The organism is Burkholderia sp. Cy-637, assembly GCF_011753175.1.
Lineage (GTDB): Bacteria > Pseudomonadota > Gammaproteobacteria > Burkholderiales > Burkholderiaceae > Burkholderia > Burkholderia gladioli.
The window spans coordinates 1-18,094 of sequence record NZ_VWWC01000006.1 but is presented as its reverse complement, the minus strand read 5'-3'; the positions used below and the strand labels follow the sequence as shown (position 1 = coordinate 18,094).

The following is an 18,094-nucleotide window of genomic DNA, read 5'->3' as shown; positions in this document are numbered from 1 at the left end:
CGATGCCGGCATTCCGTTTCGAAGCGATCGATTCCGGCGGCCGCCCCCAGAAGGGCGTGATCGAGGCCGACAGCGCGCGCGCCGCGCGCGGCCAGTTGCGCGGCCAGGGTCTCACGCCGCTGGTGGTCGAGCCGGCCGCGAGCCGCTCGCGCGGCCAGCGCAAGCAGCGCCTGTCGATCGGCCGCAAGCTCTCGCAACGCGAGCAGGCCATCCTCACGCGCCAGCTCGCCAGCCTCTTGACCGCCGGGCTGCCGCTCGGCGAATCGCTGGCGGTGCTCACCGAGCAGGCCGAGCGCGACTACATCCGCGAGCTGATGGCGGCGATCCGCGCCGAGGTGCTGGGCGGCCATTCGCTGGCCAGCGCGCTGGCCGAGCATCCGCGCGACTTCCCCGAGATCTACCGCGCCCTGGTATCGGCCGGCGAGCACACCGGCAAGCTCGGCATCGTGCTGTCGCGCCTGGCCGACTACATCGAGCAGCGCAACGCGCTCAAGCAGAAGATCGTGCTCGCCTTCACCTATCCGGGCATCGTCACCCTGATCGCGTTCGGCATCGTCACCTTCCTGCTCAGCTATGTGGTGCCGCAGGTGGTGAACGTGTTCGCCAGCACCAAGCAGCAGTTGCCCTTCCTGACCATCGTGATGATGGCGCTGTCGGACTTCGTGCGGCACTGGTGGTGGGCGATGCTGATCGGCGTGGTGGTGCTGGCCTGGATCGTCAAGACCACGCTCTCGCGCGCCGGCCCGCGGCTGGCCTTCGACCGCTGGCTGCTGGGCGCGCCGCTGGCCGGCAAGCTGGTGCGCGGCTACAACACGGTGCGCTTCGCCAGCACGCTGGCGATCCTGACCGCGGCCGGCGTGCCGATCCTGCGCGCGCTGCAGGCGGCCGGCGAGACGCTCTCGAACCGCGCCATGAGCGGCAATATCGACGACGCGATCGTGCGCGTGCGCGAGGGCACCTCGCTGTCGCGCGCGCTCAACCACGTGAAGACGTTCCCGCCGGTGCTGGTGCACCTGATCCGCTCGGGCGAGGCCACCGGCGACGTCACCACCATGCTCGACCGCGCCGCCGAGGGTGAGGCGCGCGAACTCGAGCGCCGCACCATGTTCATGACCAGCCTGCTCGAGCCGCTCCTGATCCTGGCGATGGGCGGCATCGTGCTGGTGATCGTGCTGGCCGTGATGCTGCCGATCATCGAGCTGAACAACATGGTGCAGTAAGGGATGCAAAGCAAAACGGGCCGCGATCGCGACCCGTTGCCGGAATGAACGTCAGTGACAGGCGTTATGGGAAGGAACGGCTCAGCGCACGTAGATGGCGGGGCCGGGCGTGTTGGCCGGCAGGAAGATCTCGGCATGCGCGCCGTTGCGGTCGATCACGATCGAGCGGGCGCGGACCTCGGCGAGCTTGGTGCCCTGGGAGATGTCGCCGCCCAGCGTGATGGTGCGGGCCGGATCGCCGCCGATGCCGACGATCGCGGCGGCGCCCTGGCGCAGCGCGAGGATGCCGAACAGGTGGATGTCCTCCACGGGGTTGTGCGTGAGCTGCCCGCCGAACAGCGCGGCAGCGTCCTCCGTGCGCAAGGGAGCGCGCGCGGCGGCGGCGGGTAGCGGGGCCTGATGCGCCGAGAGCGTGATGGCCCAGTAGGTGGCCGTCGCGCACAAGGCCGCGAAGAGGGCGAGGGATAGGATCCGGATCGAGAGCGCGTTCATGCGGGCTATTGTACGGATGAATATGAAATTTGCGTTGAGTGAAAGCCCGCAGCGCAGGCCGCCTTACAATGCGGCTTCGCTGCGCGGGCGACGTGCCCCGCGGGTGCCATTCAATGTTGACTACTGTTTTTGAAAGAGAGGTTTCACTCATGCAAACGTGGATCAATCGCCGCTCGCCGGCAGGCCGTCGCCAACGCGGCTTCACGCTGATCGAAATCATGGTCGTGATCGCGATCCTCGGCATCCTGGCCGCGCTGATCGTGCCGAAGATCATGAGCCGCCCGGACGAAGCGCGCCGCGTGGCCGCCAAGCAGGACATCGGCACCGTGATGCAGGCGCTCAAGCTCTACCGCCTCGACAACGGCCGCTACCCGACCCAGGAGCAGGGCCTGCAATCGCTGATCGCCAAGCCGACCACCGATCCGGTGCCGAACAACTGGAAGGACGGCGGCTACCTCGAGCGCCTGCCGAACGATCCCTGGGGCAACCCGTACAAGTACCTGAACCCGGGCGTGCACGGCGAGATCGACGTGTTCAGCTACGGCGCCGACGCCAAGGAAGGCGGCGAGAACAACGACGCCGACATCGGTTCCTGGCAGTAAGCCCGGCGCATCGGATCGCACCGCCCGTCCCTTCCCTCTTGGTCAGTTTCGTTTGACATGCGAACCACCGGCACGACCTCGCTGCGTTTCCCGCCCCGGCGGATGCGTGGCTTCACGTTGCTCGAGATGCTCGTCGTGCTCGTGATCGCGGGGATCCTCGTGTCGGCGGCCACGCTGACCATGCACCGCAATCCGCGCACCGACCTGCGCGAGGAAGCCCAGCGCGTGGCGCTGCTGCTCGAGAGCGCGGGCGACGAGGCGCAGGTGCGCGCGCGGCCGATCGCCTGGCAGCCCACCGACAACGGCTTCCGCTTCGACGTGCGCAGCGAGGACGGCTGGCGCCCGCTGCGCGACGACCTGTTCCGGCCGCGCAACTGGGACGGCGGCGTGACCGGCGCGACCATCGACTATCCCGGCTCCGACACCGAGGTGCATCGCATCGTGTTCGGCACCGAGCCGGTCGACATCCCGGTGCGCATCACGCTCTATTCCGCGGTCGGCAGCGCGACGATCGTCGGCACCGGCAACGGCCGCTACGAGGTGCGCTGACCATGTCCACCCCGTTCCGTCCTTCGCGCGGGGCCCCGCCTTCGCCGCGGCGCCGCGCGCGCGGCTTCACCATGATCGAGGTGCTGGTCGCGCTGGCGATCATCGCGGTCGCGCTGGCCGCCTCGATCCGCGCGGTCGGCACGCTGGCCAGCAATTCCGGCGCGCTCAACGATCGCCTGCTGGCGAGCTGGAGCGCCGACAACGTGCTCGGCCAGCTGCGCCTCGCGCACGCCTGGCCCGAGGTCGGCGAGGAAGAGTTCGACTGCTCGCAGGGCAACCTCGCGCTGACCTGCACGCAGAAGGTGAGAACCACGCCGAACCCGGTGTTCCGGCGCGTCGAGATCTCGGTACGCAAGACAGGCGAGGCCAGCGTGCTCGCGCAGATGGTCACGGTGGTCGCCAATGAAACCAATCGCTCGCTCTGAGCGCCGCCGCCCCGGCGGCCCGCGCGCGTCACGCGATTCGCGCGGCTTCACGCTGATCGAGATGCTGATCGCGATCACCATCCTGGCCGTGCTCGCGCTGCTGTCCTGGCGCGGGCTCGACCAGGTGATCCGCGGGCGCAATCATGTCGAGGCGGTGATGGAGGACGAGCGCACCTTCGCGCAGATGTTCGACCAGATGCGCATCGACGCGCGCCGCGCCGTCAGTGACGACGAGGCCGGCCAGCCGCCGGTGCGCGTGGTCGGCAACACGCTGCAGATCGTGCGCCGCTTCGATACGCCGGGCGGTGCGCCGCGCATCCAGATCGTGCGCTACCTGATCAGCTCCGGGCGCGTGGTGCGTTACGCCTCGCCGCCGATCTCGGACGCGCGCGTGCTGCGCAGCATGCTGGCCGACAGCGGCGTGGACGACTGGAGCTCGGTGCCGCTGATGCGCGGCGTGGGCGCGATCACGGCGCGCGTCTACGTGCCCAAGGTCGGCTGGACCATCAACATGCCGACCGCCGACGACGCGCTCGCCAAGAACAACGACGCGCTCAAGCAGCCGATCGTCGGCAACGGGCCGCCCGAGCGCTCGGTCACGGGGCTCGAGGTCGGCATCGGCGCGACCTCGCTGCACGTGCCGATCAAGCGCGTGTTCCTGGTCGGAGAATGACGATGCGCGCGCCCTGTTCCATATCCCTTTCCCGCCTCCGCGGCCGGCGCCGCGTCGCGCGCGCGCCGGCCTCGCGCGCCCGTTCGCGCGGCGTGGCGATCATCAGCGCGCTGCTGGTGGTGGCGCTCACCGCGATCCTGGTGTCGGGCATGCTGTGGCGCCAGCAGGTGCAGATCCGCCGCATCGAGAACCAGCGCCTGCTGATGCAGGCGCAGTGGGTGGCGCGCGGCGCGCTCGACTGGACCCGCATGATCCTGCGCTCCGAGGGCGACACGGCCCCCGGCGTGACCTATCTCGGCGGCATCTGGGCGGTGCCGATCGCCAAGACCAAGCTATCCGACTTCCTCGGCAAGATCGGCGTGACCGACGTCTCGGGCGACGACGACACCTACCTGTCCGGCGATATCGAGGATGCCCAATCGCGCTTCAACCTGCGCAACCTGGTGTCCTCGCCGGCGCCGGGCGTGCTGCAGATCAATGCCTCCTCGGTGGCCGTCTTCAAGCGCCTGCTGGTGTCGCTGTCGATCGACTCGACGCTGGCGGTGCGCGTGGCCAAACAGATCCGCGCCGGCCTGCGCTTTTCGGCGACGCGCTTCCAGAACGCCAACCCGCCCGGCACCGGCAACGCGCCGGTGGTCGCGCCGCAGGGCGACAGCACGCTGAACTCCGGCAATCCCGACCCGGGCTTCGACAACGGCGACAGCACCGACGCCGGCGCGGGCGCCTCGCCGCTGATCCCGACCAGCGTCGACTCGCTGCTCGACGTCAACGGCGTGACGCCCGAGATCGTCGAGAAGCTGCGGCCCTTCGTGACGGTGCTGCCGTCCACCACGCCGGTCAACCTCAATACCGCGCGTGCCGAGGTGATCGCCGCGCTGCTGCCGGGGCTCTCGGTGTCCTCCGCGCAGACGCTGGTGGCGCGCCGCGAGAACGTGTTCTTCCGCAACGTCGGCGATGCGCAGCTCGCGCTGCAGGCCACCGGCGTGCCGAACACGCTGCTGGACCCGACCCAGATCGACGTGACGTCCAGTTATTTCATCGTTCACGGTCATATTGAGCACGGGCGCGCGGAAATCGACCGCACCTCGCTCGTGTATCGTGACCCCACCACGCACACCACGCGCGTGGTCCGGGTTTCCGATCAGCTATAACAACGCCATCCGGGAGAGGAGCTCTTGAGCACGTTGATTGTTGTTTTGCCGCCGCGCGAACCGGCCGTGCCGCTGGCCGAGTGGCAATGGCCCGAGCTGTCGTTCGCGCTCGTCGACAAGAGCGGCCACACCCAGCGCGCCGGACGCAGCTCGCTGGCCACCCTGCCGCAAGCCGCCTCCACGGTGCTGGTGGTGGCCGCGCGCGACCTGCTGCTGCTGGCCGCCGCGGTGCCCGCCGTGAAGGGGCCGAAGCTGCGCCAGGCGCTGCCGAACATCGTCGAGGATTACGTGATCCAGGACGCGCAGGCCTGCCATATCGCGGTCGACCCGGTGGTGCTGCCCGACGGCCGGCGCGTGCTGGCGGTGATCGATCGCGAGTGGTTCCGCTTCGCCATCGAGGCCTTCACCACCGCCGGCCATCGCGCGATCCGCGCGGTGCCGGCGATGCGCTGCCTGCCGCAGCCGGCCGGCGCCACGCTCGCGCCCGCCGCCGAGGCGGCCCTGGCCGGCGAGGACGGCGCGGGCCTCAGCGAGGCCGCCGTGATCTCGCCCGAGGACACGCCGGAAGTGAGCGACGGCGAGGCGCCGCGCGCACCGATCGTCGCCGCCATCATGGCGCGCATCGAATCGATGCCGGTGGACGAGGCGCTGTCGATCGCGACCGCGCCGCGCGTGGAACTGGCGATCGCCCGCGGCGCGCTCGGCGAGGGCCTCACCGCGCCGGCCGCCTCGGCCGGCTCGACGCTGGCCGTGCTGACCGCGGGCGGGCCGTTCGAGCTGTACCAGCTCGGCGCGCCCGGTGCCGAGCCGCAACTCGCCTCGATCACGCCGCCGGCCGATCCCGACGCGATTCCCGGCACCACGCCGCTGCCCTTCGACACCTTCGCCCGCCGCGCGCTCGAGACGCGCTTCAACCTCTGCCAGTTCGATTTCGAGATCGTGCCCTGGCGCTTCGACCGCGCCACGCTCACGCGCCTGAAGCTGCCGGCCGCGCTGGCGGTGATTACCCTGCTGGTGGCGGTGGTCGGCATCAACATCCACTGGTGGCGCCTGGCGCGCGAGCGCGACGCGATTTCGGCGCAGATCACCGAGACGCTGCTGACGGCCTTTCCCAAGACCACCACGGTGCTCGATCCGCCCGCCCAGATGACGCGCCAGATCGACCAGCTGCGGGTGGCCGCCGGCGAGCTCTCGCCCAACGACTTCCTCGCGCTGGCCAGCGGCGTGGCGCGCTCGCTCGGGCCGCTGCCGGCCAACGGCATCGCCTCGCTCGACTATCACGACCGCCGGCTCGACGTCGGCTTCAAGCCCGCCATCAAGGTCGATCCCGACTTCGGCGCGCGCCTGGCGCGTAACGGCCTGTCGGGCGAGATCGACAGCAGCACGGGCAAATGGACCATCCGGAGCGGATCATGAAGGCGGAACTGACCGAAACCCTCACCCAGTTCTGGGACGAGCGCAATTCGCGCGAGAAGCTGCTGCTGGGCTGGGGCGGCGCCCTGCTGGTGCTGGTGGTGCTGTATTCGCTGCTGTGGTCGCCGGCGGCCGAGAACAGCGAGAAGATCGCCACCTCGCTGCCGGGCATGCGCCTGCAGCTCGCGCAGATGACCGAGCAGGCCAACGAGGCGCGCTCGCTGGCCGCCGCCGCGCAGGGCGTGGCGCCCACCGGCATCGCGCTGCGCGACGCGCTGACCAGCTCGCTGTCCGATCACGGCTTCGCGGCCGCGCAGGTGCAGGTGGTCGGCAACGGCGTGCAGATCCAGCTCAAGAACGCGGCCTTCCCGGCCTGGACGCAGTGGGTGGACGACGTGCGCAAGCAGTTCAAGGTGCAGGTGGGCGAGGCGCATGCCACCGCGCTGAAGGAAGACGGCCAGGTCGACCTGACCGTGGTCATGCAACCGTCGAGCGCGAACAACAAATGAGCTTCAGCATGAAGATGGCTGGCGTCACGGCGGAGGCCGCACGCCGATGACGGTCTGGATGAGAATTCGCGCGGCGCTGCCGTGGCTGGTGATCGGCGCGCTGGCGAGCCTGGTGGTGATCGTCGCGCAGTTGCCGGCCGCCTGGGTCACGCCGCAGTTCTCGCGCGCCACCGGCGGCCACGTCAACCTGGTCGATCCCGATGGCTCGCTCTGGCACGGCTCGGCCACCCTGCTGCTGGCGCCGGGCAGCGACCGCAGCGCCTCCACCCTGCTGCCGGGCCGCATCGAATGGCGCACCGCGTTCTGGCCGCTGTTCACCGGCCGCGTGCAGATGCAGATGCGCCAGACCCAGGCCATGCCGGACGCGATCACCGTCAACGCCAGCCTGCGCGGCGCGACCGTCTCGGCGGGCGCGATGGCGGTGCCGGCCTCGCTGCTGGTGGGGCTCGGCACGCCGTTCAACACGCTAGACCTGCAGGGCGACGTGCGGATCGGCTGGAGCGACTGGCGGCTGTTCGGCCAGGACGTGTTCGGCCAGCTCACCGTGACCATCAACGACGTCAGCTCGCGGATCTCGATCGTCAAGCCGCTCGGCTCCTATCGCGCGGTCTGGCAGGCGCAGGGCGCGAATTCGACGCTCGACCTGTCGACGCTCAAGGGGCCGTTGTTCCTGGAAGGGCACGGCAGCTTCGCCGGCCATGCCTCCTCGTTCACCGGCACCGCGCGCGCCGACGACGCGCAGCGCGAGAACCTGGCGGGCCTGTTGAACCTGCTCGGTCATCCGGTCGGCCCGGGCACGGTGTCGCTGACCTTCTGATCGTCGATCGACGGGATCGACCCGAATGCAAAAGCGCCGACGGTGTGATGCCGTCGGCGCTTTTTTTGGTGCTGCCGATTGTCCTTGCCTCAGCGCTGCGCGACCGGCGTGCCAGCCGCGGCTGAGGCGGCCGACGGCGACGAGGCCGCGACGGGCGCTTCCACCGAGCCCGTCTCGCGGTCCATCTGCGAGGCGTCCCAGCCGCCGCCGAGCGCCTTCACCAGGTTCACCGAGGACACCATGCGATTGCCGCTCAGCACCACCAGTTGCTGCTCGGCGTTGAAGGCGGTGGTCTGCGCGGTCAGCACGCTCACGTAGTCGACGGTGCCGGCCTTGTACTGGTTGGTGACGATGTCGAGCGCGCGCTGGGCCGAATCGACGGCCGCGCGCTGCACCACGATTTCCCGCTCCAGGATGCGCAGCGAGGCGAGGTTGTCCTCCACGTCCTGGAACGCGCTGAGCACGGCCGCGCGGTACTCGGCCACGTTCTGGTCGTAGCTGGCGCGCGCCGCTTCGGTCTGCGCCGAGCGCAGGCCGGCATCGAACAGCGTGGCCGCCAGTTGCGGGCCGACGGTCCAGACCCGCGAGGGCAGCGAGAACAGTTGCGACCAGGCCGAGCTCTGCACGCCGCCGCTGGCCGACAGCGTGAGGGTCGGGAAGAAGGCGGCGATCGCCACGCCGATCTGCTCGTTGGCGGCGGCCGCGCGGCGCTCGGCGGCGGCCACGTCGGGGCGCCGCTCGAGGATCGCCGAGGGCACCACGGCCGGCGTGCGCGGCGGCTCGGCGGTGAGCGGCATCGGCGCCAGCGAGAAGCTCGAGGCCGGCACGCCGATCAGGGTGGCGATCGCGTGCTCGAACTGCGCGCGCGCGATGCCGTTGTTGATCGCCGAAGCCTGCGCCGATTGCAGCTGCGTCTGCGCCTGGATCACGTCCGAGCGCGCGGCCACGCCCTGCGCGTACTGGTTCTGGGTCAGCGTCAGCGAGCGCTGGAACGAGGCCACCGTGTCGTCGAGCAGCTTCTGCGCGGCGTCGGTCTCGCGCAGCTGGAAGTAGGTCTGCGCCAGGGTGCCCTGGGCGGACAGGCGCGCATTGGCGAGGTCCGCGGCGGCGGCCTGCTCGCCGGCCTTCTGGGCGCTGACGTTGCGGCTCACCTTGCCCCACAGGTCGAGTTCCCAGGAGGCGTCGAGCCCGGCGTTGTAGGAGGTGCTGTTGGTGCGGCCGGTCTTGAAGCCCTGGACGGTGCTGCCCGGGCTGCCCGAGCGCGTGCCGCCGGCGCTCACGCCGACGGTCGGGAAGTACGCGGCGCGCGCCTCGGCCACCAGCGCGCGGGCCTGGCGATAGGCCGCCGCGAACTGCGCGACCGACTGGTTCGCCGTGTTCAGCTTGCTCATCAGGTCGTCGAGCTGCGGATCCTGGTAGATGCCCCACCAGGGGCCGCGATCGGTGCGATCGTCGGGCTGCGCGACCTTCCAGCCTTCCGGCGCTTCCTTGTAGGAGGCCGGCACCGATACCTCGGGACGATGGTAGTCGGGACCGACCGCGCATCCGGCGACGAGCACCGCGACGGCCGTTGCCACCGCGACGCGCAGCGCGTGATGCGCACGCAAGGGAAGAACTGGCTGCATGACTGGATTCCTGTCTGGGCGCGCCCGCATGCGGGGCGACGAACGATGCGGCCGACGGCGCGGCTGCGCGCGGCCTGGCCGAAATGGTAACTGACGAACGCGGGAAAAACGATCGGATCAGCCGTAAGGTTAAGACGTGGCGGCGAGCCGATGTGTTACCGGCGCGGGGTGGCTGGTTACCGGCGATTACGGCGCCGAAAGCTGGCGAGGAGCGAGGAGGGAATGGGAACGGTGAGCTCGGCGCCGTCGCGGGCCGGCAGCCTCAATGCGTGCAATGCGGCGGGTGCAGACGTAGCGCGAGCCGCCACGAGGACGGCTCGTCGGAGGTGGCGGCGCCATCCTTGGCGCGCTGGCGCCGCTGGTCGATCCAGGCGAAACCGAGTGCCGCCAGCGAGCCGCCCGGCAGAACCAGCATCGCCACCATCAACGCAAGCTTCCAGCCGCGCGGGGAGCGGGCCAAGAGGGGACGGGCGTAGCGGCGCAGGGCGCCGGCGATCTGGATCAGGTACGGCATGACGAACTTCCTCGGGGTAGCGGATCAGGCAAGGGTGGGCATGGTGCTCGCGGATGTCTGAAGCGGGATTGGTTGCCTGAAATAATATTGACCAAGCAAGCAATTTTCAAGATACTGAGCGCGGTTTTCCCCTGGAAACAACAGATTTCCCTTCCGCGCGATGGCTCCCCTCTACGACCCCGCCAACATCGAGCTCGAGACCAGCGTCGGCCACTACCTGTCGCGGGCGCGGCAGGCCTTCGTCGAGCGCATGGACCAGGCGCTGGCCCCGCTCGGGCTGACCGCGCAGCAGATCGGCGTGATGCTGCTGCTGGCGCGCGGCGAGGCCGGCACGCCGCTGGAGCTGTCGCGGCGGCTGTCGTACGACAGCGGATCGATGACGCGCATGCTCGACCGGCTGGAGAAGAAAGGCCTGCTGGAGCGGCGCCGCAGCGCCTCGGACCGGCGCGTGATCGAGCTCGGGCTGACCGGGCCGGGCCGCGCGGCGGCCGACGCGCTGCCGGGGTTGATGGCGGGCGAGCTCAATGCGCAGTTGGCCGGTTTCTCGGCCGACGAGCTGCAGACCATGACGGCGCTGCTGCAGCGCTTCATCGCCAACGCGCCGCTGCCCGCCGGCACCTGAGAGGCGAACGCCGCGAGCATCGCCCGGCACTTCACGCTTTTCCACGCCCTCTAAAAAAGGGGCATTTCCGTTGCGCCGCCCGGGCGATCGGATTCGCGCAAACCCTCGATATGCCTGTCGCGGCAGCAATCGACCCGGCATCGACGCGATACCGATCGGTATCACCCCTCAGCGCGGCCCGCCCACGCTCGGCCAGGCGCGCAGGCTGTCGAAGGCCAGGTCGTCGTCGGTATCGACCGGGCCCACTTCGCGCGCCACCTCCAGCCAGGCCCGCGCCGCATGCGAGAGGTAGCCGCGCCGCTTCCAGGCCGCGGCGATCGACCAGTCGATCTCGGGCTCGACGATCGGCCGGCAACTGAAACGCGCCGGATCGAGCCGGCGGCAATACGGCGCCGGCAGCAGCGCGATGCCCACCCCGGCATGGACCAGCGCGGCCATGAAGTCCCAGTGGCCGCTGCGGCTCACGATCGAGGGCGTGAAGCCGGCCTGCGCGCAGGCGTCGAGCACGGCCTGGTGCAGCGCCAGCGCCTCGGCGTAGAACACGAAGGGTTCCTCGGCCAGGTCGGCGAGCGGCACCGTGTCCTCCTGGTCCCAGCGCGAGCCGCGCCGCGCCACCAGCCAGAGCGGCGCGCGCACCATCCGCAGCACCTCGAACACGGCTGGATCGACCGGCTCCAGCACCCCGCCCAGCTCCAGCTCGCCCGAGGCGAGCGCAGCCTCGATCATCCGCGCGCCCTGCTCGAACAGCTTCAGCTCGATGTTCGGATAACGCTGCCGGAACGCGGCGATGGCCGGCGTGAAGGCGGCGCCGCCCAGCGGCGGGATGCCGATCGTGAGCTCGCCGCGCCCGAGCTCGGCCAGGTCGTCGAGCTCGGCCTGCAACTGGGCCTGCGCGGCCAGCACGTCCTGGCCGCGCTGGAACACGATCCGGCCCGCGTCGGTCAGCACCATCTGGCGGCTGTCGCGCAGCAGCAGCGGCGTGCCGATCTCGTCCTCCAACGCCTTGACCATCTTGCTGATGGTCGGCTGGGTCACGAACATCTGTTCGGCGGCCGCCGTGAAGCTCTGCTGGCGGACCACCTCGACGAAATAACGCAGCGCGCGCAGCTCCATGCAGCCTCCGATATGAGCCAGGGATTCCCGGGATGAAGAATTCCGATCGGGAATGATTTCGATGGGAACAAGTCATTTTATTTATGACAAGGCCGATCCTATACTCGGCTCGTCCTGTCGATCAAGTCGTGCCGCGCATCATGTCCAAGCTCCCGATGGCCCCGCTTTCCACCCCCTCCCCCGAAACCGCGCAGCCCGTGGCGCCGGGCCTGCCGCCAGCGCTGGCGCGTGCCGTGCGCGTGGTATTGCAGGCGGCCGCGCTGGCGGCCTTGTGGGCGCTCGCCGATCAACTGGTGCGCATCTGCCGGCTGCCGGTGCCGGCCGGCATCGTCGGGCTCGCCGTGCTGCTGGTCCTGCTGATGACGGGCCGGGTCCGCCCGGCCGCGGTGAGGGACGGCGCGAACTGGCTGCTCACCGACATGCTGCTGTTCTTCATTCCGGCCACGGTCGCCGCGGTCCAGTACGGCGGGCTGTTTCGCGCCGAGGGCTGGCGGCTGGCCCTGGTGGTGGTGCTAGGCACGATGCTGGTGATGGGCGCGGTGGCGCTGGCGGTCGAGCGGGCGGCCCGCTTCGAGCGGCGCCTGGCGCTGGCGCGTGCCATGCGCGGCAGCTCGCGAGAGCGCCAGCCGATCATCCCGATCCGCGGCCAGGCCTGAGGACAGCGCCATGAACCTCGACCTCGCCCAGCTTTCGCCCGCGGCCAGCGGCGCGCTGTCCGCGCTCTGCCTGGCCGCCACCATCGCCCTTTACCTGGCGGCGAAACGCCTCTACGCGAAGCGCCCCAGCTTGCTGTTCTCGCCGCTGGTGATGGTGCCGGCGCTGCTGGTGGCGGCCATCGCGCTGAGCGGCATCCCCTATGCCGTCTACTTCCACGACACGCGCTGGCTGATGTGGCTGCTGGGCCCGGCCACCATCGCCTTCGCGGTGCCGATCCACGAATATCGGCACCTGATTCGCCGCCACTGGCTGTCGCTGTCGGTGGGCGTGACGGTCGGCATCGTGGCCGCCGTGGGCGGCTCGCTGCTGCTGGCCAGGCTGCTGCACCTGTCGCCCGAGCTGCAGCGCAGCCTCGCGGTGCGCTCGATCTCGACGCCCTTCGCGCTGGCCGTCTCGGACCGCCTGCATGCGCCGCGCGATCTCACCGCGCTGTTCGTGATCGCCACCGGCCTGTGCGGCATGCTGCTCGGCGAGCTGTTGCTGGCGGTGCTGCCGCTGCGCTCGCGGCTGGCGCGCGGCGCGCTGTTCGGCGCGGCCGCGCATGCGGTCGGCACCGCCAAGGCGCGCGAGATCGGCGGCGAGGAAGGCGTGGTGTCGAGCCTGACGATGATGATCGCCGGCGTGGCGATGGTGCTGCTCGCGCCCTTGCTGGCGCACCTGCCCGTGTAGGGAGCGATCGCCTCTTCGGCGCCGGTCGACGGGCTGGCACCTGTCACGCCGATTCCACATCGGCGGGAGACAATCATCACTTCGGCGCCGCGACTGCGTAATCGCGTGCGCCCGGCGGCGGCCCTCGCCACCGCCGCGAGCCCCGCCGGGCCTGCCTGGGGCACGCTTCCGGCCTCCCCGCTGCCGCCGCCTTTGCCGCGCGCCGCGTGCGTTCCCCGATTCGACAAACCAGCGAGATGGACGCAAATCCCCCCTCTGTTCTTCCCATCGCGCAACAGTCGGTCCGCTGACAATCAGGCTACGAGTCATCACGTAAGCAAGCTCATGGCCACCACGACCGCCTCCGCTTCACCCGAACGCCCGCCCACCGGCAAATTCAAGCGCATCGTGCTGTTCGCGCTGATCGGCCTGGTCATCGCCGCCGCGGGCGGTGCCGCCGCCTGGTACTTCCTGCTCAAGCACGAAGGGCCGGTGGCCGCCCCGCATGCCGCGCCGCAGTCGCTGGCCACGCCGGTGTTCTTCCCGCTCGAATCGATGACGGTGAACCTGCAGTCCGACGACGGCCTGCACTACCTGCGCATCGGCCTGACCCTGAAGCTCACCGATCCGACCGCCCAGGACTACCTGACCCAGCACATGCCCGAGATCCGCAGCCGGATCCTGCTGGCGCTGTCGAACAAGCATCCGGAGGATCTCGCCACGCTCGACGGCAAGCGCGAGCTGGCCGACGAGCTGCGCACCCTGATCGAGCAGCCGACGCAGCCGGGCAATCGCAGCGCCCGCGTCGACGCGGTGCTGTTCACCGATTTCGTCGTCCAGTAAGCCGCCAAGGGAGCGCCATGGGCCACGAAGAATTCATGTCGCAGGAGGAGGTCGATGCCCTCCTCAAGGGCGTCACCGGCGAGATCGATTCGACCGACGAACCGGTCGATACCTCGGGTGTCCGCCCCTACAACCTCGCGACGCAGGAACGGATCGTCCGCGGCCGGATGCCCGGCCTGGAGATCATCAACGATCGCTTCGCGCGCCTGCTGCGCGTCGGCATCTTCAACTTCATGCGCCGCACCGCCGAGATCTCGGTCAGCCAGGTGAAGGTGCAGAAGTACAGCGAGTTCACCCGCAACCTGCCGATCCCGACCAACCTGAACCTGGTGCACGTCAAGCCGCTGCGCGGCACCTCGCTGTTCGTGTTCGACCCGAACCTGGTGTTCTTCGTGGTCGACAACCTGTTCGGCGGCGACGGGCGCTTCCATACCCGCGTCGAGGGCCGCGATTTCACGCAGACCGAGATGCGCATCATCAGCAAGCTGCTGCACATGGTGTTCGAGCATTACACGGTGGCCTGGAAGAGCGTGCGGCCGCTGCAGTTCGAACACGTGCGCTCGGAGATGCACACCCAGTTCGCCAATGTCGCCACGCCCAACGAGATCGTGATCGTCACGCAGTTCTCGATCGAGTTCGGCCCGACCGGCGGCACCCTGCACATCTGCATGCCCTACTCGATGATCGAGCCGATCCGCGACGTGCTGAGCTCGCCGATCCAGGGCGAGGCGCTCGAGGTCGACCGCCGCTGGGTGCGCGTGCTGTCGCAGCAGGTGCAGGCCGCCGAGGTCGAGCTGACGGCCGACCTGGCCGAGGTGCCGACCACCTTCGAGCGGATCCTCAACCTGCGGGTGGGCGACGTGCTGCCGCTCGACATCGGCGACGCGGTGACCGCCAAGGTGGACGGCGTGCCGGTGATGGAATGCGGCTACGGGATTTTCAATGGGCAATACGCGCTGCGCGTGAACCGCATGATCGGCGCGAGCGATACGACGAAGGAAGGTGGATATGACTGAGCTGAACCCGACGCCCGACGGCAAGCAAGCGGGCGCCGACGCGGCGGACGAAGCCATGGACGACTGGGCTGCCGCGCTCGCCGAGCAGAACGAGCAGCCGATCGCCTCCGGCGCGACCGGTGCCGGCGTGTTCCAGCCGCTGTCGAAGGCGGCCTCGAACTCGACGCACAACGACATCGACATGATTCTCGACATCCCCGTCAAGATGACCGTCGAACTGGGCCGCACCAAGATCGCGATCCGCAACCTGCTGCAGCTCGCGCAGGGTTCGGTGGTCGAGCTCGACGGCCTGGCCGGCGAGCCGATGGACGTGCTGGTCAACGGCTGCCTGATCGCGCAGGGCGAAGTGGTGGTGGTGAACGACAAGTTCGGGATCCGCCTGACCGACATCATCACGCCCTCCGAGCGGATCCGGAAGCTGAATCGATGAAGCGTTCCGCCGTGCGCGCCCTGCCCGAGCGGCGGGCCGGCTCGCCCGTCGCCGCGCGCCTGGCGGGAGCCGCCGCCACGCTCGCCGCTGCGGCGCTGCTGGCGCCGGCCCTGGCGCGCGCGGCCGACATGAACGCCGTCAACCATCCCGCCTCCTATGCCTCGGGCAGCGTGGTCGGCTCGGCCGTGCCCTCGCTGGGCGCCGGCGCGGTGCTGCAGACCATCCTCGGCCTCGCGGTGGTGATCGGCCTGGTGTTCGCCTGCGCGTGGCTGGCGCGGCGGCTCGGCTTCCAGCCCGCCCGGCGCGGCGGCGCCCTGAAGGTGGTGGCCAGCGTCGCGGTGGGCGGCAAGGAAAGCGCGACGGTGGTCGAGGTCGGCGACACCTGGCTGGTGCTGGGCGTCGCGCCCGGCAATGTACGGCTGCTGCACACGCTGCCGGCCGGCACGCCCGGCGTGGTGGCCGGCGGCCCGGCGGCGACGACGGCAACGGCGACGACCGCGCCCGAGCAGGACGCCGCCTTGTCCGGCACGTTCGGCGAGCGCTTTCGCAGCGCGCTGGGCGGCGAAGTCGCCAGGCGGCTGGGTGGCCGCTCCCGCAAGGATTCCTGAAGATGATGTCGTATCGATCGAGCGCGCGCGCCGTGCTTCGTCCCTTCTTTTGCCTTTTCTCGGCCGCGCGCCCGTCCCTGGCGGGCTTGCGCCGCGTGCTGCCCTGGCTGGCCGCGCTGCTGCCGCTGGCCGCTCTCGCGCTGCCCTCGCTGGCCCATGCGCAGGCGCAAGGCCTGCCCGCCTTCAATACCAGCCCCGGCCCGAACGGCGGCACGACCTATTCGCTGAGCGTGCAGACCATGCTGCTGCTCACGATGCTGTCGTTCCTGCCGGCCATCGTGCTGATGATGACCAGCTTCACGCGCATCATCATCGTGCTGTCGCTGCTGCGCCAGGCGCTGGGCACCACCACCACCCCGCCCAACCAGGTGCTGGTGGGCCTCGCGCTGTTCCTCACCCTGTTCGTGATGTCGCCGGTGCTGGACCGCGCCTATACCGACGGCTACCAGCCGTTCTCGGCCGGCACCCTGCCGATGGACCAGGCGGTGCAGCGGGGCCTCGCGCCCTTCAAGACCTTCATGCTCAAGCAGACGCGCGAGAGCGATCTCGCGCTGTTCGCGCGCATCTCCAAGGCGCCGCCGATGCAGGGCCCCGAGGACGTGCCGCTGCCGCTGCTGGTACCGGCCTTCCTGACCAGCGAGCTGAAGACCGGCTTCCAGATCGGCTTCACGATCTTCATCCCGTTCCTGATCATCGACCTGGTGGTGGCCAGCGTGCTGATGTCGATGGGGATGATGATGGTCTCGCCGACCACCATCTCGCTGCCCTTCAAGCTGATGCTGTTCGTGCTGGTGGACGGCTGGCAGCTGCTGATCGGCTCGCTGGCGCAGAGCTTTACCTGAGGACGATGCGATGACGCCCGAATCCGTCATGACGCTGGGCCACCAGGCGATGATGATCGGCCTGCTGCTGGCCGCGCCGCTGCTGCTGGTGGCGCTGGTGGTGGGCCTGGTGGTGAGCCTGTTCCAGGCCGCCACGCAGATCAACGAGTCGACCCTGTCGTTCATCCCCAAGCTGCTCGCGATCGTGGTGACGATGGTGATCGCCGGCCCCTGGATGCTGTCGACCATGCTCGACTACATGCGCGACATCCTGATGCACGTGGCCACGCTCGGCACCAGCTGAGCGCGTTCGCTGCCCTCCCTTCCGCTCCTTTCACGCGCCGATGTTCACCGTCACCTACGCGCAGCTGAACGTCTGGCTGACCGCGTTCCTCTGGCCCTTCGTGCGGATCCTCGCGCTGGTGGCCACCGCGCCGCTGATCGGCCATGCCTCGGTGCCGGCGCGCGTGAAGATCGGCGTGTCGGCCCTGGTGTCGATCGCGGTGGCGCCCGCGCTCGGGCCGCTGCCGCAGGCCACGGTGTTCTCGGCCGAGGGCATCTGGATCCTGGTCAACCAGTTCCTGATCGGCGCCGCGCTCGGCTTCACCATGCAGATCGTGTTCGCGGTGGTGGAGGCCGCCGGCGACTACATCGGCCTGCAGATGGGGCTCGGCTTCGCCAGCTTCTTCGACCCGCACAGCGGCAACACGCCGATGCTGGGCCGCGTGCTCAACGCCTTCGCGATGCTGGCCTTCATCGCCTTCGACGGCCACCTGCAGCTGATCGCCGCCCTGGTGCAGTCCTTCGATATCGTGCCGATCTCCTCGAACCTGCTGCGCGCAGCCGGCTGGCGCATCGTGGCCGGCGCCGGCATCAATGTGTTCTCGATGGGCCTCTTGCTGGCGCTGCCGGTGGTGGCCGCGCTGCTGATCTCGAACCTCGCGCTCGGCATCCTGAATCGCGCCGCGCCGCAGATCGGCATCTTCCAGGTCGGCTTCCCGGTGCTGATGCTGGTCGGGCTGCTGCTGGTGCAGCTGATGATCCCCAACCTGATGCCGTTCTTCTCGCACCTGTTCGACGACGGTTACGAGATGATGGGCCGCGTCGCGGCGGGCTTCCGTTAAAATTCGGCTCGCGTTGCGCGAACCGGCATCCCTGCCGGCCGTCCCGTTGCCCGTCTCGCCAGTTCCCGCCCCCCGGTTAGCCCGCGGCGCGCCGGGCCCGGCGCGGCGCCGGTGAGGCGAGGCGGCCGCCGTCCCGGCCTCGCGCCCCCGAACAATCGTCCA

23 protein-coding genes are annotated in these 18,094 nt (G+C 69.8%); 19 read left to right on the top strand and 4 right to left on the bottom strand.

Annotated features, from left to right (window positions below; translation table 11 throughout):
* Nucleotides 1-2 precede the first annotated feature (2 nt).
* Nucleotides 3-1,220, top strand: a complete 1,218-nt coding sequence (gspF, locus tag F3J10_RS03285; protein ID WP_013696132.1) for a type II secretion system inner membrane protein GspF — start codon at nt 3-5, stop codon at nt 1,218-1,220.
* Nucleotides 1,221-1,301: 81 nt separating this feature from the next.
* On the opposite strand, the gene F3J10_RS03280 is transcribed toward gspF, so the two are convergent.
* Nucleotides 1,302-1,712 (bottom strand): general secretion pathway protein GspC, encoded by a 411-nt coding sequence (locus tag F3J10_RS03280; protein WP_013696131.1) that lies wholly within the window; start codon nt 1,710-1,712, stop codon nt 1,302-1,304.
* Nucleotides 1,713-1,861: 149 nt separating this feature from the next.
* Between F3J10_RS03280 and gspG the strand changes: the two genes are divergently transcribed.
* The 8 genes from gspG to gspN are packed head-to-tail and all read left to right on the top strand — an operon-like array spanning nt 1,862 to nt 7,851.
* Nucleotides 1,862-2,314 carry a type II secretion system major pseudopilin GspG gene (gene gspG / locus F3J10_RS03275; protein WP_025097305.1) on the top strand — a complete coding sequence of 151 codons (453 nt, stop codon included), beginning with the start codon at nt 1,862-1,864 and terminating at the stop codon, nt 2,312-2,314.
* Nucleotides 2,315-2,371: 57 nt separating this feature from the next.
* Nucleotides 2,372-2,863, top strand: a complete 492-nt coding sequence (locus tag F3J10_RS03270; RefSeq protein ID WP_025097304.1) for a GspH/FimT family pseudopilin — start codon at nt 2,372-2,374, stop codon at nt 2,861-2,863.
* Nucleotides 2,864-2,865: 2 nt separating this feature from the next.
* Nucleotides 2,866-3,288: a type II secretion system minor pseudopilin GspI gene (gspI, locus tag F3J10_RS03265; protein WP_025097303.1), complete on the top strand. Its 423-nt coding sequence runs from the start codon at nt 2,866-2,868 to the stop codon at nt 3,286-3,288.
* A complete protein-coding gene (locus F3J10_RS03260; protein ID WP_025097302.1) occupies nt 3,266-3,961 on the top strand; it encodes a prepilin-type N-terminal cleavage/methylation domain-containing protein in 696 nt (231 codons plus the stop codon). Before gspI ends, F3J10_RS03260 begins: the two co-directional genes overlap by 23 nt.
* The gene (gene gspK, locus F3J10_RS03255) at nt 3,958-5,112 is read left to right on the top strand and encodes a type II secretion system minor pseudopilin GspK (RefSeq protein WP_167241027.1); all 1,155 of its coding nucleotides are present in this window, start codon (nt 3,958-3,960) and stop codon (nt 5,110-5,112) included. The genes F3J10_RS03260 and gspK overlap by 4 nt, the downstream gene beginning before the upstream one ends.
* A gap of 24 nt (nt 5,113-5,136) precedes the next feature.
* Complete coding sequence (gene gspL / locus F3J10_RS03250) at nt 5,137-6,528, top strand: type II secretion system protein GspL (RefSeq protein WP_167241024.1); 1,392 nt, start codon at nt 5,137-5,139, stop codon at nt 6,526-6,528.
* Nucleotides 6,525-7,034, top strand: a complete 510-nt coding sequence (locus tag F3J10_RS03245) for a type II secretion system protein M (RefSeq protein ID WP_043278000.1) — start codon at nt 6,525-6,527, stop codon at nt 7,032-7,034. The genes gspL and F3J10_RS03245 overlap by 4 nt, the downstream gene beginning before the upstream one ends.
* Nucleotides 7,035-7,080: 46 nt before the next feature.
* On the top strand, nt 7,081-7,851 hold the full coding sequence (gene gspN, locus F3J10_RS03240; protein WP_167241022.1) for a type II secretion system protein N: 771 nt from the start codon (nt 7,081-7,083) through the stop codon (nt 7,849-7,851).
* Between the two features lie 89 nt (nt 7,852-7,940).
* Here gspN and F3J10_RS03235 read toward each other — a convergent pair whose 3' ends face one another.
* Nucleotides 7,941-9,476: an efflux transporter outer membrane subunit gene (locus tag F3J10_RS03235; protein ID WP_167241020.1), complete on the bottom strand. Its 1,536-nt coding sequence runs from the start codon at nt 9,474-9,476 to the stop codon at nt 7,941-7,943.
* A gap of 262 nt (nt 9,477-9,738) precedes the next feature.
* Nucleotides 9,739-9,990 (bottom strand): multidrug ABC transporter ATPase, encoded by a 252-nt coding sequence (locus F3J10_RS03230; RefSeq protein WP_167241018.1) that lies wholly within the window; start codon nt 9,988-9,990, stop codon nt 9,739-9,741.
* Between the two features lie 160 nt (nt 9,991-10,150).
* On the opposite strand from F3J10_RS03230, the gene F3J10_RS03225 reads away from it, so the two are divergent.
* Complete coding sequence (locus F3J10_RS03225; RefSeq protein WP_013696119.1) at nt 10,151-10,612, top strand: MarR family transcriptional regulator; 462 nt, start codon at nt 10,151-10,153, stop codon at nt 10,610-10,612.
* A 168-nt stretch (nt 10,613-10,780) separates the two neighbouring features.
* Here the strand turns inward: F3J10_RS03225 and F3J10_RS03220 are convergent, their stop codons facing one another.
* Nucleotides 10,781-11,725 (bottom strand): LysR family transcriptional regulator, encoded by a 945-nt coding sequence (locus F3J10_RS03220; protein ID WP_025097296.1) that lies wholly within the window; start codon nt 11,723-11,725, stop codon nt 10,781-10,783.
* A 140-nt stretch (nt 11,726-11,865) separates the two neighbouring features.
* Between F3J10_RS03220 and F3J10_RS03215 the strand changes: the two genes are divergently transcribed.
* The 9 genes from F3J10_RS03215 (at nt 11,866) to fliR (ending at nt 17,932) form a co-directional block, all read left to right on the top strand.
* On the top strand, nt 11,866-12,381 hold the full coding sequence (locus tag F3J10_RS03215) for a CidA/LrgA family protein (RefSeq protein ID WP_345791186.1): 516 nt from the start codon (nt 11,866-11,868) through the stop codon (nt 12,379-12,381).
* 10 nt (nt 12,382-12,391) lie between these two features.
* The gene (locus tag F3J10_RS03210; protein ID WP_105827238.1) at nt 12,392-13,111 is read left to right on the top strand and encodes an LrgB family protein; all 720 of its coding nucleotides are present in this window, start codon (nt 12,392-12,394) and stop codon (nt 13,109-13,111) included.
* 324 nt (nt 13,112-13,435) lie between these two features.
* Nucleotides 13,436-13,933: a flagellar basal body-associated protein FliL gene (gene fliL / locus F3J10_RS03205; RefSeq protein ID WP_167241015.1), complete on the top strand. Its 498-nt coding sequence runs from the start codon at nt 13,436-13,438 to the stop codon at nt 13,931-13,933.
* Nucleotides 13,934-13,950: 17 nt separating this feature from the next.
* The gene (fliM, locus tag F3J10_RS03200; RefSeq protein ID WP_025097292.1) at nt 13,951-14,949 is read left to right on the top strand and encodes a flagellar motor switch protein FliM; all 999 of its coding nucleotides are present in this window, start codon (nt 13,951-13,953) and stop codon (nt 14,947-14,949) included.
* A complete protein-coding gene (gene fliN, locus F3J10_RS03195) occupies nt 14,942-15,379 on the top strand; it encodes a flagellar motor switch protein FliN (RefSeq protein WP_025097291.1) in 438 nt (145 codons plus the stop codon). The genes fliM and fliN overlap by 8 nt, the downstream gene beginning before the upstream one ends.
* Entirely contained in the window at nt 15,376-15,987 is a 612-nt protein-coding gene (gene fliO, locus F3J10_RS03190) for a flagellar biosynthetic protein FliO (RefSeq protein ID WP_167241013.1), read from the top strand. Before fliN ends, fliO begins: the two co-directional genes overlap by 4 nt.
* Nucleotides 15,988-15,989: 2 nt before the next feature.
* Complete coding sequence (gene fliP / locus F3J10_RS03185) at nt 15,990-16,829, top strand: flagellar type III secretion system pore protein FliP (RefSeq protein ID WP_152554299.1); 840 nt, start codon at nt 15,990-15,992, stop codon at nt 16,827-16,829.
* A gap of 10 nt (nt 16,830-16,839) precedes the next feature.
* Entirely contained in the window at nt 16,840-17,112 is a 273-nt protein-coding gene (gene fliQ, locus F3J10_RS03180) for a flagellar biosynthesis protein FliQ (protein ID WP_013696110.1), read from the top strand.
* A gap of 40 nt (nt 17,113-17,152) precedes the next feature.
* Entirely contained in the window at nt 17,153-17,932 is a 780-nt protein-coding gene (gene fliR / locus F3J10_RS03175; RefSeq protein WP_013696109.1) for a flagellar biosynthetic protein FliR, read from the top strand.
* Nucleotides 17,933-18,094: the final 162 nt, after the last annotated feature.

Excerpts from the sequence above, each read along its gene's own strand:
- F3J10_RS03210 (WP_105827238.1), top strand. The coding sequence starts at position 12,392 with ATGAACCTCGACCTCGCCCAGCTTTCGCCCGCGGCCAGCGGCGCGCTG.
- F3J10_RS03235 (WP_167241020.1), bottom strand. The coding sequence starts at position 9,476 with ATGCAGCCAGTTCTTCCCTTGCGTGCGCATCACGCGCTGCGCGTCGCG.
- gspF (WP_013696132.1), top strand. The coding sequence starts at position 3 with ATGCCGGCATTCCGTTTCGAAGCGATCGATTCCGGCGGCCGCCCCCAG.
- fliQ (WP_013696110.1), top strand. The coding sequence starts at position 16,840 with ATGACGCCCGAATCCGTCATGACGCTGGGCCACCAGGCGATGATGATC.
- F3J10_RS03280 (WP_013696131.1), bottom strand. The coding sequence starts at position 1,712 with ATGAACGCGCTCTCGATCCGGATCCTATCCCTCGCCCTCTTCGCGGCC.
- fliL (WP_167241015.1), top strand. The coding sequence starts at position 13,436 with ATGGCCACCACGACCGCCTCCGCTTCACCCGAACGCCCGCCCACCGGC.
- fliP (WP_152554299.1), top strand. The coding sequence starts at position 15,990 with ATGATGTCGTATCGATCGAGCGCGCGCGCCGTGCTTCGTCCCTTCTTT.
- fliO (WP_167241013.1), top strand. The coding sequence starts at position 15,376 with ATGAAGCGTTCCGCCGTGCGCGCCCTGCCCGAGCGGCGGGCCGGCTCG.
- F3J10_RS03245 (WP_043278000.1), top strand. The coding sequence starts at position 6,525 with ATGAAGGCGGAACTGACCGAAACCCTCACCCAGTTCTGGGACGAGCGC.
- F3J10_RS03270 (WP_025097304.1), top strand. The coding sequence starts at position 2,372 with ATGCGAACCACCGGCACGACCTCGCTGCGTTTCCCGCCCCGGCGGATG.
- fliR (WP_013696109.1), top strand. The coding sequence starts at position 17,153 with ATGTTCACCGTCACCTACGCGCAGCTGAACGTCTGGCTGACCGCGTTC.
- F3J10_RS03215 (WP_345791186.1), top strand. The coding sequence starts at position 11,866 with ATGTCCAAGCTCCCGATGGCCCCGCTTTCCACCCCCTCCCCCGAAACC.
- F3J10_RS03225 (WP_013696119.1), top strand. The coding sequence starts at position 10,151 with ATGGCTCCCCTCTACGACCCCGCCAACATCGAGCTCGAGACCAGCGTC.
- gspK (WP_167241027.1), top strand. The coding sequence starts at position 3,958 with ATGACGATGCGCGCGCCCTGTTCCATATCCCTTTCCCGCCTCCGCGGC.
- F3J10_RS03260 (WP_025097302.1), top strand. The coding sequence starts at position 3,266 with ATGAAACCAATCGCTCGCTCTGAGCGCCGCCGCCCCGGCGGCCCGCGC.
- fliM (WP_025097292.1), top strand. The coding sequence starts at position 13,951 with ATGGGCCACGAAGAATTCATGTCGCAGGAGGAGGTCGATGCCCTCCTC.
- gspG (WP_025097305.1), top strand. The coding sequence starts at position 1,862 with ATGCAAACGTGGATCAATCGCCGCTCGCCGGCAGGCCGTCGCCAACGC.
- gspN (WP_167241022.1), top strand. The coding sequence starts at position 7,081 with ATGACGGTCTGGATGAGAATTCGCGCGGCGCTGCCGTGGCTGGTGATC.
- fliN (WP_025097291.1), top strand. The coding sequence starts at position 14,942 with ATGACTGAGCTGAACCCGACGCCCGACGGCAAGCAAGCGGGCGCCGAC.
- F3J10_RS03220 (WP_025097296.1), bottom strand. The coding sequence starts at position 11,725 with ATGGAGCTGCGCGCGCTGCGTTATTTCGTCGAGGTGGTCCGCCAGCAG.
- gspI (WP_025097303.1), top strand. The coding sequence starts at position 2,866 with ATGTCCACCCCGTTCCGTCCTTCGCGCGGGGCCCCGCCTTCGCCGCGG.
- F3J10_RS03230 (WP_167241018.1), bottom strand. The coding sequence starts at position 9,990 with ATGCCGTACCTGATCCAGATCGCCGGCGCCCTGCGCCGCTACGCCCGT.